Origin of the sequence: Streptomyces sp. JJ36 (assembly GCF_021696945.1) — a bacterium.
Classification (GTDB): domain Bacteria; phylum Actinomycetota; class Actinomycetes; order Streptomycetales; family Streptomycetaceae; genus Streptomyces.
Genome location: NZ_JACYHE010000063.1, coordinates 1 through 20927 on the forward strand (window position 1 = coordinate 1; position 20927 = coordinate 20927).

The window sequence follows — 20927 nt, forward strand, 5'->3', positions numbered from 1 at the left end:
CGGACGCTGCCATCGGAACCCCTCTCAGGATTCCTCCGGGCGCTTCCCTTCGGTGATTCCCACGCTACCAGAGCATTTCCTCGACCTGGAAATCCGTCTGCCGCGGACACGCAGCACCACGGACCGGTTTCGAAGAGTGTGGTTTCGGGGATGTCCGCCCGCACGCTCGGTGGCGAGCGGAGGTTCGAGAGTACAGCGCAGCCCGGGGCCGGGCAAATCCGCATCGCGGCGAGGCGCCGGGTCCGCCGCACGTCACGGCGGGCTCCAGCCGTCCGCACGCGAGCGCGGAGGGCCCTCTTGACATGACTTAGGCTTCTGAGCGGTGCGCCGTCCGGACAGGCAGTGGCGGCGACTGATCCGACCCCGCCCCCTGGGAGGCTTCCCATGACCACTGTGACGTCCCCGCTGACCGGGCGCGCCATCGGCCTCGCCGGTGTGCCGGATCCGGTCTTCTCCGGTGCGATGGTGGGCCCGGGCACGGCGGTCGACCCGGTCCGGGAGCCGACCGAGGCCGTCGCGCCGGTGGGCGGGATCGTCGTCTCACTGCATCCGCACGCCTTCGTCGTGGTGGACGCGGAGGGTCACGGGGTGCTGACCCACCTGGGAATCGACACGGTGCAGCTCAACGGAGAGGGCTTCGAACTGCTCGTGGACAAGGGCGACACCGTCGAGCGCGGCCAGCCCGTGGTCCGGTGGGACCCCGCCGCGGTCGAGAGCGCGGGCAAGTCCCCCGTCTCCCCCGTCATCGCGCTGGAGGCGACCGCCGACGCGCTCGGCGAGACCGCGGAGGACGGGGAGATCGCCGCCGGAGGGACCCTCTTCCACTGGACGTGATGTCCGGAGCGGACGGGGGTGTGCACGATCCGGCGGCCGCGCCGCCGCAGGAACCGGAGACGGGTGAGATGGACGCAACGCTGCGAGGCGTCGGTGTGAGCCACGGTGTGGCGATCGGCGCGGCACGACACATGGGGACCGCGGTCCTGGAGCCGCCGGCCCGGCAGATCGCCGGGGAGGAGGCGCCGCGGGAGCAGGCCCGGGCACGGCGTGCGGTGGAGGCGGTGGCCGCCGACCTGGTCGCCCGGGGCGAGCTGGCCGGCGGCGAGGCCCAGGCGGTGCTCGAGGCGCAGGCCATGATGGCGCAGGACCCGGAGTTGCTCGCCGACGTCGAGCGGCGGATCGCGGTCGGGAGCACGGCGGAGCGCGCGGTGTACGACGCGTTCGCCGCCTACCGGGCGCTGCTGGCGGGCGCCGGGGAGTACCTGGCGGGCCGGGTGGCGGACCTCGACGACGTACGGAACCGCATCGTGGCGCGGCTGCTGGGCGTGCCGATGCCCGGGGTGCCGGACAGCGACGAGCCGTATGTGCTGATCGCACGGGACCTGGCGCCCGCGGACACGGCGCTGCTGGACCCGGCGCTGGTACTCGGGTTCGTCACCGAGGAGGGCGGGCCCACCAGCCACAGCGCGATTCTGGCGCGGGCGCTGGGGGTGCCGGCGGTGGTGGCGCTGCCGGGCGCCGGCGAGCTCGCGGAGGGGACGATGGTGGCGGTGGACGGCAGCACCGGTGAGGTGCTGGTGGACCCGACCCCCGGGGAGCGGGCCGAGTTGTCCCGGGCGGCCGAGGAGCGCCGGGCAGCGCTGGCCGCGGCTTCCGGACCGGGGGCCACCTCGGACGGGCACAAGGTGCCGCTGCTGGCGAACGTCGGCGGTCCTGCGGACGTGGCCGCGGCGGTCGAGGCGGGGGCCGAGGGGGTCGGGCTGTTCCGTACGGAGTTCCTGTTCCTGGACGACAGCGAGAAGGCGCCTTCCGAGGAGAAGCAGGTCGAGGCGTACCGGGAGGTGCTGCGCGCGTTCCCGGAGGGCCGGGTCGTGGTGCGGGTGCTGGACGCGGGGGCGGACAAGCCGCTGGACTTCCTGACGCCGTCCGACGAGCCGAACCCCGCCCTGGGCGTACGGGGGCTCCGCACCCTGCTCGTGCACCCCGAGGTGCTCCGGGGACAGCTCCGGGCCCTGGCGAAGGCCGCCGAGGGGCTGCCGGTGTATCTCGAGGTGATGGCGCCGATGGTGGCGGACCGCACCGACGCCCGGGCGTTCGCGGAGGCCTGCCGGGAGGCGGGGCTGGAGGCGAAGTTCGGCGCGATGGTGGAGATCCCGTCGGCTGCGTTGCGCGCCCGGTCGGTGCTTCAGGAGGTGGAGTTCCTGTCGCTGGGCACCAACGACCTGGCGCAGTACACCTTCGCCGCGGACCGTCAGGTGGGGGCCGTCTCCCGGCTGCAGGACCCGTGGCAGCCGGCACTGCTGGATCTGGTCGCGCTGTCCGCGGAGGCGGCGAAGGCCGAGGGCAAGAGCTGCGGGGTGTGCGGCGAGGCCGCCTCGGATCCGACGCTGGCCTGCGTGCTGACCGGCCTCGGGGTGACCAGCCTGTCGATGAGCGCCTCCGCTCTTCCCTATGTGCGGGCGACGCTGGCCACGCACACCCTGGCGCAGTGCGAGCGGGCGGCGGCGGCCGCGCGGGCGGCGGAGAGCGCCGAGGAGGCGCGCCACGCGGCCGCCTCGGTGCTCTCCGGCGAGTGAGCGGACTCGCTCGCGGGCGCCCGCGGCCCGGGGCGGGCACGCCCCGGGCCGGCGCCGCCCCGTCAGCCCGGGGGTCCCCCAGGAGGGGGCAGGACGGTGCCTGCCGCGTACCGCACCCCGGGCTCGGGCGGCACGGGGTCGCCGGTGTCCGGGTCGGTGCAGTAGGCGCTGAACACCTCTGCCTCGCTCAGCGGGGACAGACCCCCGTGCGCCAGCCGCCAGCCCCGGACGGTCTCGCGCGCTCCGGCCGGCGCGGGGCCGGGCGCGGTGCGCATCACGACCCCACCGGGGGAGCCGGTGGCGAGCCCGGCGGCCAGGACGTGCCGGAAGAGCAGCGCCCCGCGCGGCTCCGGGCGGAGGGCGCCGTCCGGCGAGCACCCGGCGTCCAGGGCCGCGAGCAGCGGGGTGCCGGGGGTGGTGACGCTGCACACCAGGCGGTGCCTGCCGGGCCCGGCGCTCTCCAGCAGGCGGTCGAGCAGTTCGGCGGCGCGGGCCAGGGCGTCCTCCGCCGGGCGTGCGGCGGCGCCCGGTCCGGGCCGGCGGCGGTCACGGTGACGGGGTGCGCCGCGCAGCAGCGGGAGCAGGGAGCGGAGACGGCGTCCGTCGTACGGCACCGTGGGGCCGCCACAGGCGAGCTCGGCGGTGAAGCGGGCACGGCTGTCGGTGGTGTCCGGGTCGCGTCGCCGGGCCGCGCAGTACGCCGCGAAGCGCTGCGGGTCGAAGCGGGCGAGGCGGGTGTGGACGCCCTGCCGGGCCAGGGTGCGCAGCAGCAGCTCGACGTGGCGGAGGTATCCGGCGTAGTCGTCGAAGGCGAAGGTGCGGTAGGTGCGCATGGCGCCGAAGTCGCTCTCGGCCGTCAGCACGGCGACGGTGCTCGGTGCCTCGCGGTGCAGTGCCCGGACGCGACGGCGCCTGCGGTGTGCGGGACGGGCCATGGGGTCCCCCTCGGTTGTGCGTGACGTTCTGCTCACGCAGGGTAGCCGCGGGGTGTGACAGCGGCCGGCGGGAGGTGCCGGCGTCTCCGGGGCTCGCCTCCCCGGGGCTCGCGTCCGCGGGGTTCCGGCGGCCCGGAGAGGCTGCCCGGCAGGGGTCGGTCAGGCGGCGCGCTCGCGGGCCAGGCGTTCGTAGAAGCGCAGCAGTTCCACGTCGTCGACGGAGCCCGGGTTGACCGCCTTCTCCAGCTCGGCGCCCTGAAGCAGGCGCTTGACGGGGACTTCCAGGCGCTTGCCGGTGAGAGTGTGCGGGACGCCGGGGATCTCGATGATCTCGTCGGGCACGTGGCGGGGGGACAGGGACCCGCGGATGGTCTGCCGGATGCGGTCGCGGAGGGCGTCGTCCAGGGTGGCGCCGGGCGCGAGGTGGACGAAGAGCGGCATCCAGTAGCCGCCGTCCGCCTGCTCGACGCCGATCACCAGGGACTCCTTGATCTCGGGCAGGCGTTCGACTGCCTCGTAGATGTCGGCCGAGCCCATGCGGACTCCCTGCCGGTTGAGGGTGGAGTCCGAGCGTCCGTGGATCACGACCGTGTTCCGGCTGGTGAGGGTGATCCAGTCGCCGTGCCGCCAGACGCCGGGGAACATGTCGAAGTAGCTGTCGCGGTAGCGGCTTCCGTCCGGGTCGTTCCAGAACCGGACCGGCATGGAGGGCATCGGGTTGGTGACCACCAGCTCGCCGACCTCGTCGGTCAGCGGCGTGCCGTCGGGAGCCCAGGACTGCAGGTCGGTGCCGAGGCACGGCGCCTGGAGCTCACCGGTGTGGACGGGCAGCGTGGGCACGGCGCCGGCGAAGCACGAGCAGACGTCGGTGCCGCCGCTGACCGACGCGATCCACATGTCCTCGTCCACCTCGTCGTGGAGCCAGCGGAAGCCGTCGGGCGGCAGCGGCGAGCCGGTGGTGGCGACACACCGCAGACGGGAGAGGTCGTGGTCGCGGCCGGGGTGGACCTCCGCCTTGCGGCAGGCCATGACGTACGCGGCGGAGGTGCCGTAGAGGGTGGTCCCGGTGCGCTCGGCGACGCGCCACTGGGCGCCGGTGTCCGGGTAGCCGGGGCTGCCGTCGTAGACCACGACGGTACAGCCGGCGAGCAGGCCGGAGACGAGGAAGTTCCACATCATCCAGCCGGTGGAGGTGTACCAGAAGAAGCGGTCGCCCGGGCCGAGGTCGCAGTGGAGGCCGAGCTGCTTGAGGTGCTCGACCAGGATGCCGCCCTGCGACTGCACGATGGCCTTGGGCAGGCCGGTGGTACCGCTGGAGTAGAGGACCCAGAGCGGGTGGTCGAAGGGTACCTGCGCGAACTCGGGTTCGGCGTCCGCGGCGGTGAGGGCGTCCCACTCCAGGGCCCCCTCGGGGGCGGGGCGGCCCAGCAGCGGGACGTGCACGACGGCGCGGAGGGTGGGCAGCTCCCGGCGGAGCTCGGCGACCGTGTCGGTGCGGTCGTGCTCCTTGCCGCCGTAGCGGTAGCCGTCGACGGTGATCAGGACGACGGGCTCGATCTGCTGGAAGCGGTCCAGCACGCTGCGGGCGCCGAAGTCGGGCGCGCAGGAGGTCCACACGCCGCCCACGGCGGCCGTGGCGAGCAGTGCGACGGCGGCCTGCGGGATGTTGGGCAGGTAGCCGCTGACCCGGTCGCCCGGACGGACGCCGAGGCGGCGCAGCTCGGCGGCGAGGGAACCGACCTGGCGGCGCAGCTCCCGCCAGCTCACCGGGACCGGTTCGTGGGACTCGTCGACGTGCAGCAGGGCCGGCTCGTCGGCCCGGGCCGGGTCCTCGGCGGCGCGCAGGGCGTGCTCCGCGTAGTTGAGCGTGGCGCCGGGGAACCAGCGGGCGCCGGGCATGGCGGCGTCGGCCAGCACGGTCTCGTACGGGCTGCCGAACCGGACGTCGAACCACTCGGTGACTGCCCGCCAGAAGTCCCCGGGCCGCTGAACCGACCACCGGTGCAGTTCCCGGTAGCTCGCCACGGGGCCGGCCGCGCTTGCGGCCGGGGCGCCGTGGTGCTCGGCGGCCCAGGCCTGGAAGCGGGTGAGGCGCGCTCCGCCGATCCGCTCCGGGGAGGGCCGCCACAGGGGCCGGGGCTCGGCGGGGTCGGGCTGGGCAGTGCTGTGCGCTGTGGTCATGGTGGCTCCCGGGCTTACGCGTCGTGTGCGTCTCTCCGCGCACGTGCGGGGTGTGCGCGTGACGCGGCGGCTGGGCAGGACGATGCCATGTGATCGTTCCGGGCACCAGGGCGGACGTCCCCATAGGGAGGGTATGCGCCATGTGCGCCGGGCACAGCCGCCGTGGGCGCGCCGCGGGGACCCGGCGCGGGCGCCCCCGGAGGGCCGGACGACGGGGCGGCGGACGAAGGGTGAACGCCGGTTGAACGCGTCGGTCGCGGACGGCGCGTGATGGCAGGCTGAGCAGCATGGATGCGCGGGGCATGGTGCGGTCGGCACGGGCGGTCGGTACGCCGCGGGGGGTGCGTGCCCTCGGGGCCGCGTGGCGCCGGCGTCGTACGGACGGCGCGGGGCTGCCGCCCCCGGGGCCGGAGCGGGCCAGGGAGCCGGGCCTCGCGCGGGGCGCGGAGCCGCTCCCGGGAGGCGGGGTCGTCCACTTCGCGCGGTCGTCGCTGCGGGTGCGCGTGGCGGTGGGCGGTGCGGTCTTCTGCGGCTGGGACGGGGCCGTGCCGGAGCCGTCGTACGCCCTGGCGGGCCCGTGCCCGGAGCCCGATCCGCGGGCCTCTCTGGAGCCGGACACGGAGGGCGGCTGGCGGGTGGTCTCCGAGCGGGTGCTGGTCACGGTCTCCCGGCACGGGGAGGTCGCCGTGGGCACCCCGGGGGGTGTGGTGCTCCGTCGCGACCTGCCGCCGCGCTGGTGGGAGCCGGCGGCGGGCGGGGCCGGCGCACGCTGGGCACAGCGGTCACGGGTGGCGGCGGACGCGCGGTTCTTCGGACTGGGCGGCCGGACGGCGGGGCCGCGGCTGCCGGACGGCACGTACCGGCTGTGGAACACCGGGCCGGGGCGGGCCTCCCCCGGCGGCGAGCCGCCCCCGGTCACCATGCCGGTGCTGCTGGTGGTCGCGGACGCGGGCAGCCATCTGGTGTTCCACGACGACTCCTGGGACGGCACGGTGTCGCTCCGCGAGGGGGCGGAGGGCGCCGGCTCGGGCCACGACCGGCCCGGGCGGTGCACCGTGCGGATGGCGGGCGGGCCGCTGCGCTACTGGGTGGTGACCGGGGCGCCCGCACGGGTGCTGCACGGCTGGACGGCGCTGACGGGGGCGCCGGCGCTGCCGCCGCCCTGGGCCCTGGGGTACCAGCACCGGTGCCGGGGCGGGCGCGGCCGGAGCGACGTGCGGGAGGCACGCGCGGCGGCGGCGGCCTTCCGGGAGCGGGGACTGCCGCTGACGGCGCTGCATCTGGACCCGGAACGGTGGCGCCGGGGGTTTCCGCGGCGCCGTGGCGACGGGCCGGGGCTGCCGGAGCTCGCCGCCGGGCTGCGTGCGGAGGGGGTGCGGCTGGTGTCCGCCGTCCGGCCCGGGGTGCGGCCCCGGCCCGTCGGCCGGGTAGGCCGCGGTCGGCGGGATGACGCCGTGCATGCCGCGGGGGTGGCCGAGGACGCATTCGTCCGGGACGCGCGGGGCCGCACGGTGACCGCTCTGACGGGCCCGGGCCCGGCGGTCTTCCCCGACTTCACCGATCCCCGGGTGCGCAAGTGGTGGGGCGGCCTGTCCGCGGCGCGGCTCGCGCAGGGCTTCGCCGGTCTCTGGCACCTCGGGGACGAGCCGTGGACCGGTGCCGCCCCCGGCGACCCGACGCTGCCGCTCTCCGCCCGGCACGCGCTGGAGGGGCGGGGCGGCGACCACCGGGAGGCGCACAACGTCTACGGGCTGACCATGGCGGAGGCGGCCGTGCAGGGTGTGCGGGAGCTCCGCCCGGACGAGCGCCCGTTCCTGGTCTCCCGGTCCGGGTGGGCGGGGATGCAGCGGTACGGCGGTGCGTGGGCCGGGGACCTGCCGCCGGGCTGGGCGGGACTGCGGGCGGCGCTGGCGTTCGTGCTGGGGATGGGGCTGTGCGGGGTGCCGTACGCGGGTCCGGACATCCCCTGGTGGGCGCCCGGGCGGGGCGGCTCGCCCGATGCGGAGCTCGCCCGGCGCTGGTTCCAGTTCGGGGCCTGTCTGCCGTTCTTCCGTGGGTGTTCCGGCGGGCGGGGCGGGACCGGGGAACCGTGGGCGTCCGGGGCGGAGCTCCCGCCGTACGCCCGGGCCGCGCTGGAGCGGCGTGCGGAGCTGTCGCCGTACTTCGCGACGCTGACGGCCGTCGCGGCGCGGACCGGAGCCCCGTGTGTGCGGCCGCTGTGGTGGCAGCATCCGCGGGATCGCGCGCTGCGGGACTGCGGCGACGCGTTCCTGCTGGGGGACGCGCTGCTGGTGGCCCCGGTGCTGGAGCCGGGTGCGCGGCGGCGCACGGTGCGGCTGCCGCGGGGCCGCTGGTACGACACGGTGTCGGGCGAGCGGTACGAGGGCCCCGGCCCGGCGGAGCTGGACGCCCCGCTCTCCCGGGTGCCGGTGCTGGCTCGGGCGGGCGCCGCGGTACCGGTGGCGGGTGCGGACGGCGGTACGGAGCTGGAGGTGTGGCGTCCTGCGCCGGGGCGCACCGGCAGCGGGCTGGTGCTCGCCGGCCCGGCGTACGGCGGTAAGCCGCCGGAGGAGCGGCGGCTGACGGTGCGGCTGCGGGGCGGCCGCGTGGTGGTGACCGGGGAGGACGGTGCCCCGGCGGGGTTCCCGGTGCGGGTGCGCGGCTGACGGGCGGGGGCCGGGCGCGCCTTCGGCTTCCCGGTGCACCGGCGCTCCCTCGGCGGCCGCTGACGGATGGCCGGGCCGCCTCCGGCCGGGCCCCGGTCCGGGACGGAGCGGCGGCGGCTCGGGGCCACCCCCGTCGGTCCCGTGCCGCCGCCGTCATGGAGGGGGACGCCCGCTTCCCGGGGGCGGTTCGCGTCCTCCCGGGTCGTGACGCAGGCGCCGCACTGGTGACGTGTCCGTGACACTCGGAACCGTCTCCGCACCGCCCCGCACCCCGCTGACCTGCGGTGCCGGAACATCCGAGGGCGACCACCGCCCCGCCCCGGCGCTCCACCCCGACGGACGTCGGCCGCCCGGGTGAAAACGGCCCGCCCGCGCCGGCACCCGCACCGCGGGGGTACCGGCGGTGCGGCTCCGTCCGCATGGTCCGGGGTGCGGGCGGGACACCCGGCCTTGACGGGCGATCAGCGGAGATGAACACTGCGGGCACGCTCGCCGCGGTGGCCGGGCGGGGCGCGGAACGCCTGCCCCGCTGAGTTCCCTGCTGCAGCCCGCCGACCGCGCAGGCGCTTACCCTTCAGGGACGCACGGGGCCGCCACCCCGCGCGAGGGCCAAAGGAGCCGTCATGGACCAGTTCTCGAACGGCGACATCTTCGCCGGAGAAGTCATCGGCACCGCGATTCTCATCCTCTTCGGCGCCGGTGTGAACGCCGCCGTCAACCTCCGCTTCTCCAAGGCCGCCCAGTCCGGCTGGATCGTGATCGCCTTCGGCTGGGGGTTCGGCGTGATGGCCGGTGCGTACACCGCCGCCCCGCTGTCCGGAGGCCACATCAACCCGGCCGTGACGCTGGGTATCGCCGCAGACACCGGCCAGTGGAGCAAGGTTCCGCTCTACATCGTCTCCCAGATCCTGGGCGCCTTCGTCGGCGCGGTGCTGGCCTGGGCGGCCTACTACGCGCAGTTCCAGGCCAACGCCGACAAGGAACTGGCTCAGCCCACGCTCGGCAACTTCTCGACCATTCCGGAGGTCCGCAGCCCGGCGGCGAACCTGGCGACCGAGATCATCGCCACCACCGTGCTGGTCCTCCCCATCCTGGCCTTCGGCCTGACCGAGGGCCTGGGCGAGTCGGGTACCGCCGTGCTGGTGGTGGCCCTGCTCGTGGTGGGCATCGGGCTGTCCCTGGGCGGTCCGACCGGCTACGCCATCAACCCGGCACGCGATCTCGGACCCCGCCTCGCCCACCAGGTTCTGCCCATCCCGAACAAGGGCACCTCGGACTGGGGCTACGCGTGGGTGCCGGTGGTGGGCCCCGCCATCGGCGGTCTGCTCGGCGCCGGAATCTTCAACCTCGCCTTCTGATCAAGGGGACCGATCATGACGGAAGCCTTCGTCGCCGCGATCGACCAGGGCACGACCTCCAGCCGCTGCATCGTCTTCGACGCCGACGGCGCGATCGTCGCCGTCGACCAGCGCGAGCACCGCCAGATCTTCCCGAAACCCGGGTGGGTCGAACACGACGCCACCGAGATCTGGTCCAAGGTGCAGGCGGTGGTGGCCGGCGCGCTCGCCAAGGCCGGGCTCCGGCCGGAGCAGCTCAGCGCGCTGGGCATCACGAACCAGCGGGAGACGACCGTGCTGTGGGACCGGTCGACCGGCAAACCGGTGCACAACGCCGTCGTCTGGCAGGACACCCGCACCGCGGCGCTCTGCACGGAACTCGGCGGCGCGGACGGACAGGACCGGTTCCGCGACCGTACGGGCCTGCCGCTGGCCAGCTACTTCTCCGGGCCCAAGGCGGCCTGGCTGCTGGACAACGTCCCGGGCCTGCGGCAGCGGGCCGAGGCGGGGGAGATCGCCTTCGGGACGATCGACTCCTGGCTGATCTGGAACCTCACGGGCGGCACGGACGGGGGTGTGCACGTCACCGACGTCACCAACGCCGGCCGGACCATGCTGATGAACCTGGAGACCCTCCAGTGGGACTCCTCGATCCTCTCGGCGATGAACGTGCCGGAGGCCGTGCTGCCGGAGATCCGCTCCTCGGCCGAGGTGTACGGCACGGCGGTCGGGCAGCTCGCGGGCGTGCCCGTGGCCTCCGCGCTCGGCGACCAGCAGGCCGCGGTCTTCGGGCAGACCTGCTACGGCGTGGGCGAGGCCAAGAACACCTACGGCACCGGCTCGTTCCTGCTGCTCAACACGGGCACCCGGCCGGTGCCCTCGCAGAGCGGCCTGCTGACGACCATGGGTTACCAGCTCGGCGGGGAACGGCCGGTCTACTGCCTGGAGGGCGCCATCGCGATCACCGGCGCGCTGGTGCAGTGGTTCCGGGACCAGCTCGGCATCATCTCCGCCGCGCCGGAGATCGAGCCGCTGGCGGCCAGCGTGGAGGACAACGGCGGCGCCTACATCGTGCCGGCGTTCTCCGGGCTGTTCGCCCCTTACTGGCGCTCCGACGCCCGGGGCGTGATCACCGGCCTGACCCGCTACGTCACCAAGGCGCATCTGGCCCGCGCGGTGCTGGAGGCGACGAGCTGGCAGACGCGGGAGGTCGTGGACGCCATGTACCAGGACTCGGGTGTGGAGATCACCAGCCTGAAGGTGGACGGCGGCATGACGGAGAACAACCTGCTGATGCAGCACCAGGCGGACGTGCTGGACGTGCCGGTGATCCGCCCGGTGATCGCCGAGACCACCTGCCTGGGCGCCGCCTACGCGGCCGGGCTGGCGACCGGTGTCTGGTCCGACCTGGACGAGCTCCGGGCGCACTGGAAGAAGGACGCCGAGTGGACGCCGCGGATGGAGCCCGCCGTCCGGGACCGCGAGTACGCCAACTGGCGCAAGGCGGTGGAGCGCAGCTTCGGCTGGCACGAGGAGGGCGCGGACTGACCGGTGCCCCGGCCGGGCCCGGCAGGTCCGCCGGCCCGGCCGGGCGCCGGTGCCCCTGAGGCACCGGGGTCTCAGGGGCACCGGGGCCTCAGGGGCACCGGGGCCTCAGGTGGCGGCCGCGGGCGCTCTTTCCGCGGCCGTCCGCATGGCGTGCCGTACCACCGAGACGAGCACGTCCCGGACGGACTCCCGTTCCCGGGCGTCGCACAGCATCACCGGGACCTGCGCGTCGAGGTCCAGCGCCTCCCGGATGGTCTCCACCGGGTGGCGGGCGGCGCCGTCGAAGCAGTTGACCGCCACGGTGAAGGCGATGCCGCGCCGCTCGAAGTAGTCGATGGCGGAGAAGCAGTCCTCCAGGCGCCGGGTGTCGGCGAGCACCACGGCGCCCAGCGCGCCCTGGGCCAGTTCGTCCCAGAGGAACCAGAAGCGGTCCTGGCCGGGGGTGCCGAAGAGGTAGAGCACCGCCTTCTCGTTGATGGTGATGCGCCCGAAGTCCATGGCCACGGTGGTGGTGGACTTCGCCTCCACCCCGTCGAGGTCGTCGAAGGGCCGGCCCGCCTCGGTGAGCAGCTCCTCGGTGCGCAGCGGCTTGATCTCGCTCACCGCGCCCACCAGGGTCGTCTTGCCGACCCCGAAACCGCCGGCCACCAGCAGTTTGAACGTCGCCGGCTCGGGCGGAGCCGCGGCCGTGCCGCGGCTCCGCTCAGAGCGCCCGAAGACCATTGATCACCTCGCGCAGGATGTTCTCGTCCGGCAGTTCCGCCGGGGGTACGGGTCGGGTGACGCGGACGAGCTCCGCGTCGAGGAGATCACCGATGAGCACCCGGACGACGCCCACCGGCACGTCGAGCTCGGTCGCCAGTTCGGCGACCGACAGCGGGTTGCGGCGGCAGAGCGCCACGATGTCCTCGTGTTCGGGCGCCAGCGTGTGGTCGTCCCGCAGTGCGTCCCGGGCGGGGCCGGAGCCGTCCGCCGCGGGTTCCGGGGGGTCGGCGACGACGAGCGCGATCAGGTTCAGGCGCGCCGGGTCCACGCTGCTGCGGGTGCGGCCGCGCGTCATGGCGTACGGCCGGACCACCGGGCCGGCCGCGTCGTCGAACCAGCGGTCCGTCATGGCGCTCCCGTCAGCTCCCGCCGGGCGCACCGGACCGCGGCGCGGTCCCCAGGTGCACGCCCACCCGCTTGACCAGGAGCGTCATCTCGTACGCGATCTGGCCGACGTCGGCCTCCGGGCCGGCCAGCACGGCGAGACAGCTGCCGTCCCCGGCCGCGGTGACGAAGAGGAAGGCCTCGTCCAGCTCGATCACGGTCTGCCGGACGTTGCCGGCCGCGAAGTGCCGGCCGACGCCCTTGGCCAGGCTGTGGAAGCCGGAGGCGACGGCGGCCAGGTGCTCGCCGTCCTCGCGGGTGAGGGCTCCGGAGCTGCCCCGCGGCAGCCCGTCGCCGGACAGCACCAGCGCCTTGCGGATGCTGGCCACCCGCTGCACGAGGTCGTCGAGCAGCCAGTCGAGCTCGCCCCCGCCGCGGGTGCCGCCGGTGGTCTGTGCGGTGCTCTTCGGTGCCGTCATGGCCGTTCCCCCTCGGGAGTCGTTCCTGGTGCGGGGTCCCCCGCCGTGTCCGCCGGCTCCGCCGGCGGCTCGTCCTGCTGCTGCCGCCCGCGCTGCCAGCCGCGCTGCAGCGAGGACATCCGGCTGCGGACCGCCTCCGCGTCCCGGTCGTCCGGCCGGGCTCCGGTGGCGTGGTCGTCGTCCCGGGCGGCGCCGTCCTCCTCGGGGGAGGTCCTGAGCTGCGGCGCCAGGCTGGCCTGGCGCACCCGGCGCGGGAGTCCGCCGACGGTGGGCGGCCCGGTCTCCCGCGGGCGCCCGGCCGTGGTCCCGCCTGCCGCGCCGGGTCCGTCCTCCGCGGCGCTCTCCGGGCTCCCGGCGGGGCCGGCCGTCCGGGTGGCGCCGTCTCCGGGCTCACGGCGCCTCCGGGTCTCGTCCACCGGCCGGCCGTGGTCGGAGACCAGCACCGGCGCACCGGGGCGGCGGCGGGGAAGCGGAGCGGGCCCGGTCTCCTCCGCGTCGTGCGTGCGCTCGCCGGAGGGACCGTCCCCGGCGGCCGCCGGGCCGTGGGAGGGGCCGGCGGTGTGCGGAGCCCGGCCGCCCTGGGCGCGGTGGGCGTCTCCGTGGCCGTCCCCGGTGGCGGGTCCGTCGCCGCCCCGGTCGTCGCCGGTGCGCCGGCGCCCGCCGGTGAGGGGATGCGGTCCCGGCCGGGCCCGTCGCTGCGGGCCGCCCTCGGCGGTTCCGCGCCCGGAGTCGCCGCGCCGGCGGAAGATGCTGTCGTCCTCGGTGTCGTGGAGCCGTTCGAGACCGCCGAGTTCCTCGAGGTCCCCGAGGTCGTCCAGCGGGGCCTCCAGCTCGATCGGCCCGTCCAGCGCGGGGGTGCGCCGCGAGCCGCTCTCCAGCAACGGGGCGGAGGCCGGTGCGAGGGCCGCGACCCGGCCGTCCCGCTCGCTCGTGCCGTCGTCCCCGCCGCCCGCGGTGACCGCCGCCGGGTCCCGTTCGCCGTCCCGGTCGGCCGGCTCGGTGAGCACGGAGCCGGGGATGAGCACCACCGCGGTTGTGCCGCCGTAGGGGGAGGGCTGCAGGGACACGCGTACGCGCTGCCGCTGTGCCAGCCGGGAGACCACGAACAGCCCCAGCCGGTCGGTGTCGGAGAGCTCGAACTCCGGGGTCTCGGCCAGCCGCAGGTTGGCGTCGAGGAGCTGGTCGGCGGGCATCCCGAGGCCGCGGTCGTGGATCTCCAGCGTGAATCCGTTGGGGACCCGCTCGCCGAGCACCTGCACGGCGGTGTGCGGGGGCGAGAAGACGGTGGCGTTCTCCAGGAGTTCGGCGACGAGGTGGGTGAGGTCGGCGACGGCGCCGCCGTCGACGGCGAGCCGCGGCAGCCTGCGCACCTCGATCCGCTCGTAGTCCTCCACCTCGGCGACGGCGGCCCGCACCACGTCCATGAGCTGGACGGGCTTGCGCCACTGCCGGGAGGGGGCGGCGCCGGAGAGGATGACGAGGCCCTCGGCGTGCCGGCGCATGCGGGTGGTGAGATGGTCGAGGCGGAAGAGGTCGGCGAGTTCGTCGGCGTCCTCGGTGCGGCGCTCCATGGCGTCCAGCAGCGTGAGCTGACGGTGCAGCAGGACCTGGTTGCGGCGGGCGAGGTTGACGAAGACCTCGGAGACGCCGCGCCGCATGCCGGCCTGTTTGACGGCCGCCTCGACCGCGGCCCGCTGCAGCGTGTTGAGCGCCCGGCCGACCTGTCCCGTCTCGTCCTGCGGGTACTCCAGGAGCGGCGCCTCGGTCTCCACGTCGACCTGTTCCCCCGCCGCGAGGCGGCGCATCACGCTGGGCAGCCGGACGCCGGCGGACTCGTGGGCCTCCTTGCGCAGGGCGCTCAGATCGCGTACCAGGCCACGGCCCACGCGGACGGAGACGACGAGCGAGGCGACGACGGCGGCGAAGCCCAGCACGCCGGCGGCGGCCGCCTTGACCACGATGCCGGTGGCGGCCGGGTCGAGGCGGTCCTGGTACCGCTCGTGCGCCTCGAAGCGCAGGCGTTGCAGGTCGTCGAGGACGGCGGAGGTGGCCTCCCGCCAGCGGGCGGCGTCCAGCACGTCGGTGGCGCCGCGGCTGCCCGCTGCGATGACGGCGTCCTCGTAACCGCGCAGAGTGCGGCCGTCGGTGGTGTTCCAGTAGTTCTCGAAGGTCTGCCGGTCCTCGGCGGGCAGCAGCGGCAGGTAGGTGCCGAACGCCAGGTTCCGTTCGGCGATGCGGTCCGAGAAGGCGCGCTGGTCGCCGCGGGTCATCCGGCCGGCGGCCAGCGCGGCCGCCATCAGCGCGTCCTCCCGGGCCAGGTACTCGCGGGCCCGGGACAGCCCGACGAGGGCGCGCCCCTCCCGCTCCGGTCCGGGCTCGTCCATCCCGTGCAGCGAGTCGAGCAGGGTGAAGGCCGGGTCGACGAACTCGTTGTAGGCCTGGAACGCGGCCCCGCGGGTGAGCGCGTTCTTCTCCGTCCGGGTGCGCACGTCCTCCAGGCCGATGAGCCCGTCGAGGAAGTCGTCCATCCGCCGCACCGCGTCGGCGCGCATCCGGTCCCGCAGTCCCCCCTCGCGGGCCAGGTCGCGTACCTCGTCGACGGCCCGGTCGGTGGCGCGCTGCTGCTGGTGGAGGATGCTCAGCGCGTCGGAACTCCGCGGGTCGGCGAGGTAGACCAGCGTCTGCCGCCGCTCCCGCTGGAGCGCCCGGGTGGTCTCCGCGACGGGGCCGTTGACCCGGTTCATCGCCTGGGAGTCGGCCAGCAGGCGGGCGGCGTCCCGGCCGGTGACATAGGTGGCGAACGCCCAGATGGACACCAGGGACACCAACGGCACCAGCAGCAGCACCACGATCTTCCGGCGGATCGACTTCCCGCGAAAGCGCATGGCCTCCCCTACGTCAACTCCTCCGCGCGGAGGCGTGTTTCGGCAGCAAACGGCGCGAGCCTACTACTGCCGCGGGAGGCAGCGTAGCGACCGCGGTGCGCCCGGCCGGTGCCCCAGGGTGCCTCATCCGGAGTTGTCCGTCGATGCCCGGGGGCATGGTGGACCATTGTGGTGCAGGACACGTGGGGGGACGTGCCGCGCATGGCCGGGGACGCGGAGGGGACCCGGCGCCATGAGGGGGGTCATGGAGGGGGAGGGAGACATCATGTACGCAAAGCCCAGGCTTCCCGACCCGGTCCGGGCGGCGGCGGTGCGCGCCGTCCTGATCGTGGCGGTGACGCTCGTGCTGCTGCTGACCGCGGTGCTCTGCTCGCTGGCCGGGGTCTGGCTGGCCCTGCCGCTGGTGCTGGCGACCGTGGCGGCCACGGTGGTGGCCACCTGGAGCGTGCTCGACGTGTGGGTGACACGGCAGGTGTGGCTGCAGCGGCACGGGGTGGTCTCCGAGCCGAGCAGCGTGGCCCGGCCCCGCCCGCTGCACCAGGTGGTCAGCCCTGCTCGGCGGGACGGCGGTACATCCGGGTCGCCGTGATCTCGCCGTGCACCTCCTGCTCCTCGGTCTCCGGCCGGGGCAGTCCGGGGCGCAGGTGTTCCTCGACACTGATGTACTTCAGCCCGGCGCGCAGGTCCGCGTCGTTCCGCAACCGGATGACGAGCGGGAACTCGGCGAGCGCCGTGGTGTCGAACAGGCCGGTGGTGTAAAGGAGCTGGACCCCGAGGGCGTCCGCCACGGCGCGTTGCAGTTCCAGCAGATAGGTGGCGTTGGCACGTCCGATGGGGTTGTCGAGGAAGAGGGTGCCGGCGTGCCGGTGCCGGTCATGGCCGCGGTCGTTGCTGCGCAGTGCGGCCATGGTGCAGTAGAGGGCGATGGCGGCGGTGAGGAGCTGGCCGCCGGAGAAGACGTCGCCCATCTGCCCGACCGGCACCCGCTCCGCGCGCAGCACGGCGTCCGGCTTGAGGATCTCCACGGCGACACCGCGCGGCCGGAGCGCCGCGTGCACGCCGCGCAGCAGGAGGGACATGCCGTCCCGGCGCAGGTCGGAGTTCTTGCGCACGGCGGCCCGGGTGGCCTCGTCGATCACCTCGCCGAGCCGTTCGGTCAGGGTGGCCTGGTCCGGGTCGTCGAAGCGGATGCGCAGGAACTCCTGGCCGGACCACTCCCCCAGTCCCTCGGGCAGCCGGGAGAGCCGCTGGGCGGACCGCAGCGTGGCCAGCGAGGACTCCACCAGACCGCGTAGCCGGTCCACGATGCTGTCGCGGTTGCGTTCGAGCTGTTCCAGCTCGTCGGTGAGTACCCGCAGCCGGGGGGCGAAGGCGTCCGCCCAGGCGGCGGCGTGGTCCGGCAGGGCCGCGGCGGGCAGCTCCCGGATCTGCTGGCGGGCGGGGGTGCGGACCTGCTCGTAGCGGGTGGAGTTGGCGTGCCGGACGAGGACGTCGGCGGCCTCCCGCACGGCCTGATCCGCGGCGCTCAGATCGGCGGCGCAGCCACGCAGCGAGCGGCGGGCCTGAGCCGCCGCCTGCCGTGCCTCGGCGGCGCCGCCGGCGTAGGGCTCGGGAGGCTCGCCGCCGGCCTCCTCGCCGCCGTGCGGGTCGCGGAGCAGGTCGCGGAGGAGGGCGGCGGTCTCGTCGAAGGCCGAGGCGGCGTCCTCGGCGGCGTGGTGCGCCTGCACCAGCTCGCGGTGGGCGGTACGGGCGGCGTCCAGCTCGTCACCGCGGGCGGCGAGTTCGGCGTTGGCCGTACGCAGCAGGTCCTGCGCCTGCTCGGCGTCGGCGGGCACCCGTTCGGCGGGCAGCTCGGTGTGGGCCTCGCCGTCGGCCGGGGCGAGTCGTTCGGCCTCGCCGCGCAGCCGGCCGAGCTGCTCGCTGGCCGCGGAGGCGCGGGCCTCAAGGAGTTGCACCTGCTCCTCGGCGCGGGCCACGGCGGCCTGCCGGGAGGGGCCGTCGGCGCCCTCCGGCCCCTGGAGGAGCTGGGCGGCGCGGGTGCGGACCTTCTGGCTGAGCCGGTCCAGCGCGGCGCGTGCCGCGGTCTCGTCGCCCTCGGCCCGGGCCTGCTCGGCGCGCAGGTCGGCGCCCACACCGACCTGTTCGTAGAGCTGCGAGGCGGAGCGGTGGGCCTCGCGGAGGGCGGGCAGCGAGGACTCCGGCGGCTCGGCGGAGAGATCGAGGTCGTCGGGGACGCCGGCGATCTCGGCCCGCTCGGCGCGCAGCGCGCGGGCGGTGCGCCGGGCGTCGTCGGCGGCGCGCTGGGCGGCGCGCCGGTCCTCGTCGGCGGCGCGGGCCCGCTCCAGGCAGGCGGCGGCGCGGCGCTCCGGCTCGTCCGCCTCGTCTGCCAGTTCCCGCAGCCGGGTCTGCCAGGCGGAGCGTTCGCGCAGCCGGAAGGCGAGGCCGGCGAGGGCGTCGGCGCTGCGCCGGGTCTGCTGGGCGCGTTCCTGCCGCTCCTCGCGGAGGCGGGCGGTCTCGGCCTCCGCCTCGCCGGCCTCGGCCCGGGCGGCCTCCGCGCGGGCCAGGCGCTCGCGCGCCTCCTCCGCAGCCGTACGGGCGTCCGCCGCCGCGGCGGCCAGCTCGGCCAGCCGCCCGGCGGGGCACCCGGTGCGCCAGGAGGCCAGCCGGGCGGCGAGGGAGCGGTCGGCGGAGAGCCGGGCGGCGAGGGAGCGGATCTCCTCGTCCCGGGCGAGGGCGCGTTCGCGGAGCTGGTGCCGTTCGTCGTCGGCGGCGTGCTCGTCGTGCATGGCCGGGTTGGGCGGCACCAGGAAGACGGAGTCGTCCCGGGTGTCGGGCGCGGGGGTGGGGGCGAGCAGGGCGGCCGCGGTGCCCACGGCCACGGCGGAGCGGGGCAGCAGGGCCGCGTCGGCGAGCGCCTCCCGGGCGCGGGCGTGGCTGTCCGGGTCGGTGATCACGACGCCGTCGACCAGTTCCGGGCGGGCGGCCAGCACGGCGGCGTGGTCGGACGGGTCGACGGCCTGGGCGAGATAGCGCCAGCCGGGCAGCGCGGGGATGCCGCGCTCGCCGAGGAACTCGACGGTGGCGGTGACGTCCGGGCCGGGCGGCAGCAGTCCGCCGTCGCCGAGCGCGCCGAGCATCCGGGAGTCCTCCGCGGCGGCGGTGCGCAGCTCGAAGAGGTGCCGCTCGGCGGCGGCGACTCCCTCGTCGAGGAGCTCCTGGAGGGCGTCGGCGTTGCGGTCCAGCTCCTCCGCGGTCAGGGCGCCGGGCGCGCCCCGGTGCGGTGCGGCGTCCGCACCGGCCGTCTCCGCCGTGCCGCCGGGGGCGGCCGGCGGGGTGCCGTCCCCGTGCCGCTGGCCGGGCAGGCCGGCGGCCGGTGCGGCGGCGGGCAGCCCGAGGAGGCCGGCGAGCCGCGGTTCGGCGCCGAGTGCGGCGGCGGTGCGCTGCTCGGCCTGGTGGGCGGCCTCGGCGGCGGCGGCCGCGTCGGCGGCACGGGCGGCGGCCAGTTCGGCGCGGGCGTGCTCGGTGGCGGCCTCCTGGGCCCGCTCGGCGGCACGGCGGGCGTTCTCCCGGGCGGCGTCCCAGGCGGCGACGGCCTCCCGTTCGGCGTCGCTGGCCGCGAGCGCGGCGCGGGCGGGATCGGCGTCCGGGGCCGAGTCGTCCAGCCAGCCGGCCCGTACGGCCTCCGCGGTCTCCTGCTCCACCTCGTCCAGGCGCTGCCGGAGGTGCTCGCTCTCGCTGCGGGCCCGCTCCGCGGCGGTGGCGGCGGCGGTGGCCTCCCGGTGGGCGGCGTCGCTCTCGGTCTGCAGGGCGGCGGCGCGCTCCTCCTCCTCGGCGGCGACGCGCTCACCGTCCTCGGCGGCGGCGTGCAGGGCGCGGACCAGGGCGGCCGCGGCGCGGCCGCGGGCGGCGAGGGCGGGGGCGGCGTCCCGCTCGGCCTCCTGGATGGCGGCGGCCACCCGCGCGGCCCGGTCGGCGGCGGCGCGGTGCTGGAGCACCGTCTCGGTGGCCTGCCAGGCGGAGTGCAGCGTACGGGCCTCGGTGAGCTCCCGGCGCTGGGCGGCCGCGGACTTCTCGGCGGCGGACAGTGCCAGGGAGGCGTGCCGGTAGGCCAGTTCGGCGGCGACCAGGGAGGCACGGGAGCGTGAGCGCTCGGCGGCGCCGACGGCCTCCTCCGCCGCGGCGACCCGCTCGGCGAGGGCGGCGGCGCGGCCCCGTTCCTCGGTACCGCGGGCGGACAGCCGGTGGGCGAGGGTGCGGGTGCGGCGCTCGGCTCCGGCGTGGATCTCGCGGGCCCGGTCGCGTGCGGCGGCGGCCTCCGCGATGCGGGTGAGGAGGTCGAGTGAGCCGGCGGTGAAGTCGCGCTCGGCGGTGAGTTCGGCACGCCGGCCGAGCTTGTGCGCGAATCCGTGCACCAGGTCGGCGAGGCCGTCGGTGTCCCGGGTGTCGGTGACGGCACGCAGCAGCAGGTCGGTGAAGTCGGCGTCGTTCTTGACCGCGAAGAGGCCGGCGGCCTCGCCCTCGTCGGCGTTCATCTCCCGCTGGTAGCGGAAGAGTTCCGGGTCCAGCCCGAGGCCGGTGAGGTGCTCGACCCAGCGCTCGTGCACCTCCTCCCAGGCGACGTCCAGGTTCGGGTACGCCTTGCCGGTCTCGGTGAGGACGTCCCGGAAGCCCTTCATGGTGCGGCGCCGGCCGCGCGCGGAGGAGGTGCCCTCCCGCGAGGGCCGCACGCCGGCCGACTCGGCCACCGGCAGCGAGTCGAGACTCATGCCGGGGCCGGGCCGGAAGGAGTACCAGGCCTCGGCGAACTTCCGCGGGTCGCCGGAGACCTGGCGGCCGCGCCACTCGCTGACCTTGCCGACCACGACGGTCTCGCCGGTGCGGGTGTGCTGCCACTCCAGGGCCACGTGCCCGCAGTCGTCGGCCAGCAGGAACTTGCGCAGCACGCCGGAGCTGGCGCCGCCGAGGGTGTTGCGGTGGCCGGGCAGCATCACCGAGAAGATGAGCTTGAGCAGCACCGACTTGCCGCCGCCGTTCTCCAGGAAGAGCACCCCGGCGGGGGCGGGCCGGCGGGGCGGCCCGGGCGGTTCCTCCTCGAAGAAGTCCGCCTGTGCGGGGGCCGGGCTGGGCACGGGCTCGCCGACTCCGCGGAGGTCCAGGACGGTGTCGGCGTAGCGCGCGCCGGCGGGCCCGATGGAGTAGAGGCGGATCCGGGACAGCTCGTACATGGGGCGGAC

General features: G+C 75.9%; 13 protein-coding genes. 6 read left to right on the forward strand and 7 right to left on the reverse strand.

All coding sequences use genetic code 11. The annotated features are described in order from the left end of the window. Window positions 1–384: 384 nt before the first annotated feature. Together HOY81_RS20555 and ptsP are read left to right on the forward strand one after the other, a co-directional pair. The gene (locus HOY81_RS20555; RefSeq protein ID WP_237321952.1) at window positions 385–834 is read left to right on the forward strand and encodes a PTS glucose transporter subunit IIA; all 450 of its coding nucleotides are present in this window, start codon (window positions 385–387) and stop codon (window positions 832–834) included. Window positions 835–902: 68 nt separating this feature from the next. Then, window positions 903–2573: a phosphoenolpyruvate--protein phosphotransferase gene (gene ptsP, locus HOY81_RS20560; RefSeq protein ID WP_237321972.1), complete on the forward strand. Its 1671-nt coding sequence runs from the start codon at window positions 903–905 to the stop codon at window positions 2571–2573. A gap of 62 nt (window positions 2574–2635) precedes the next feature. On the opposite strand, the gene HOY81_RS20565 is transcribed toward ptsP, so the two are convergent. After that, the gene (locus tag HOY81_RS20565) at window positions 2636–3508 is read right to left on the reverse strand and encodes a hypothetical protein (RefSeq protein WP_237321953.1); all 873 of its coding nucleotides are present in this window, start codon (window positions 3506–3508) and stop codon (window positions 2636–2638) included. A gap of 159 nt (window positions 3509–3667) precedes the next feature. Then, the gene (locus HOY81_RS20570) at window positions 3668–5689 is read right to left on the reverse strand and encodes an acetoacetate--CoA ligase (RefSeq protein WP_237321954.1); all 2022 of its coding nucleotides are present in this window, start codon (window positions 5687–5689) and stop codon (window positions 3668–3670) included. A 287-nt stretch (window positions 5690–5976) separates the two neighbouring features. Between HOY81_RS20570 and HOY81_RS20575 the strand changes: the two genes are divergently transcribed. The 3 genes from HOY81_RS20575 to glpK all read left to right on the forward strand — a co-directional run bounded on the left by HOY81_RS20575 (window position 5977) and on the right by glpK (window position 11240). Then, window positions 5977–8355 carry a glycoside hydrolase family 31 protein gene (locus HOY81_RS20575; protein WP_237321955.1) on the forward strand — a complete coding sequence of 793 codons (2379 nt, stop codon included), beginning with the start codon at window positions 5977–5979 and terminating at the stop codon, window positions 8353–8355. Between the two features lie 623 nt (window positions 8356–8978). Then, complete coding sequence (locus HOY81_RS20580) at window positions 8979–9713, forward strand: MIP/aquaporin family protein (RefSeq protein WP_237321956.1); 735 nt, start codon at window positions 8979–8981, stop codon at window positions 9711–9713. A gap of 15 nt (window positions 9714–9728) precedes the next feature. Continuing rightward, entirely contained in the window at window positions 9729–11240 is a 1512-nt protein-coding gene (gene glpK / locus HOY81_RS20585) for a glycerol kinase GlpK (protein WP_237321957.1), read from the forward strand. 105 nt (window positions 11241–11345) lie between these two features. On the opposite strand, the gene HOY81_RS20590 is transcribed toward glpK, so the two are convergent. The 4 genes from HOY81_RS20590 to HOY81_RS20605 are packed head-to-tail and all read right to left on the reverse strand — an operon-like array spanning window position 11346 to window position 15693. Beyond that, window positions 11346–11963 (reverse strand): ATP/GTP-binding protein, encoded by a 618-nt coding sequence (locus tag HOY81_RS20590; RefSeq protein WP_237321958.1) that lies wholly within the window; start codon window positions 11961–11963, stop codon window positions 11346–11348. Further along, the gene (locus tag HOY81_RS20595) at window positions 11944–12354 is read right to left on the reverse strand and encodes a DUF742 domain-containing protein (protein WP_237321959.1); all 411 of its coding nucleotides are present in this window, start codon (window positions 12352–12354) and stop codon (window positions 11944–11946) included. The genes HOY81_RS20590 and HOY81_RS20595 overlap by 20 nt, the downstream gene beginning before the upstream one ends. Before the next feature lie 10 nt (window positions 12355–12364). Further along, complete coding sequence (locus tag HOY81_RS20600) at window positions 12365–12808, reverse strand: roadblock/LC7 domain-containing protein (RefSeq protein WP_237321960.1); 444 nt, start codon at window positions 12806–12808, stop codon at window positions 12365–12367. Next, window positions 12805–15693, reverse strand: a complete 2889-nt coding sequence (locus HOY81_RS20605; RefSeq protein ID WP_237321961.1) for a nitrate- and nitrite sensing domain-containing protein — start codon at window positions 15691–15693, stop codon at window positions 12805–12807. The genes HOY81_RS20600 and HOY81_RS20605 overlap by 4 nt, the downstream gene beginning before the upstream one ends. Before the next feature lie 265 nt (window positions 15694–15958). Here HOY81_RS20605 and HOY81_RS20610 point away from each other — a divergent pair, with 265 nt between their 5' ends. After that, a complete protein-coding gene (locus tag HOY81_RS20610; protein WP_237321962.1) occupies window positions 15959–16282 on the forward strand; it encodes a hypothetical protein in 324 nt (107 codons plus the stop codon). Here the strand turns inward: HOY81_RS20610 and HOY81_RS20615 are convergent. Further along, complete coding sequence (locus HOY81_RS20615) at window positions 16239–20918, reverse strand: hypothetical protein (RefSeq protein ID WP_237321963.1); 4680 nt, start codon at window positions 20916–20918, stop codon at window positions 16239–16241. The genes HOY81_RS20610 and HOY81_RS20615 overlap by 44 nt on opposite strands. Window positions 20919–20927 lie beyond the last annotated feature (9 nt).

What these genes read in the sequence shown, in the direction of transcription:
- HOY81_RS20615 (WP_237321963.1), bottom strand. Translation starts at nt 20,918, where the DNA reads ATGTACGAGCTGTCCCGGATCCGCCTCTACTCCATCGGGCCCGCCGGC.
- HOY81_RS20605 (WP_237321961.1), bottom strand. Translation starts at nt 15,693, where the DNA reads ATGCGCTTTCGCGGGAAGTCGATCCGCCGGAAGATCGTGGTGCTGCTG.
- HOY81_RS20610 (WP_237321962.1), top strand. Translation starts at nt 15,959, where the DNA reads ATGTACGCAAAGCCCAGGCTTCCCGACCCGGTCCGGGCGGCGGCGGTG.
- glpK (WP_237321957.1), top strand. Translation starts at nt 9,729, where the DNA reads ATGACGGAAGCCTTCGTCGCCGCGATCGACCAGGGCACGACCTCCAGC.
- HOY81_RS20555 (WP_237321952.1), top strand. Translation starts at nt 385, where the DNA reads ATGACCACTGTGACGTCCCCGCTGACCGGGCGCGCCATCGGCCTCGCC.
- HOY81_RS20565 (WP_237321953.1), bottom strand. Translation starts at nt 3,508, where the DNA reads ATGGCCCGTCCCGCACACCGCAGGCGCCGTCGCGTCCGGGCACTGCAC.
- HOY81_RS20570 (WP_237321954.1), bottom strand. Translation starts at nt 5,689, where the DNA reads ATGACCACAGCGCACAGCACTGCCCAGCCCGACCCCGCCGAGCCCCGG.
- HOY81_RS20575 (WP_237321955.1), top strand. Translation starts at nt 5,977, where the DNA reads ATGGATGCGCGGGGCATGGTGCGGTCGGCACGGGCGGTCGGTACGCCG.
- HOY81_RS20590 (WP_237321958.1), bottom strand. Translation starts at nt 11,963, where the DNA reads ATGGTCTTCGGGCGCTCTGAGCGGAGCCGCGGCACGGCCGCGGCTCCG.
- HOY81_RS20595 (WP_237321959.1), bottom strand. Translation starts at nt 12,354, where the DNA reads ATGACGGACCGCTGGTTCGACGACGCGGCCGGCCCGGTGGTCCGGCCG.
- ptsP (WP_237321972.1), top strand. Translation starts at nt 903, where the DNA reads ATGGACGCAACGCTGCGAGGCGTCGGTGTGAGCCACGGTGTGGCGATC.
- HOY81_RS20580 (WP_237321956.1), top strand. Translation starts at nt 8,979, where the DNA reads ATGGACCAGTTCTCGAACGGCGACATCTTCGCCGGAGAAGTCATCGGC.
- HOY81_RS20600 (WP_237321960.1), bottom strand. Translation starts at nt 12,808, where the DNA reads ATGACGGCACCGAAGAGCACCGCACAGACCACCGGCGGCACCCGCGGC.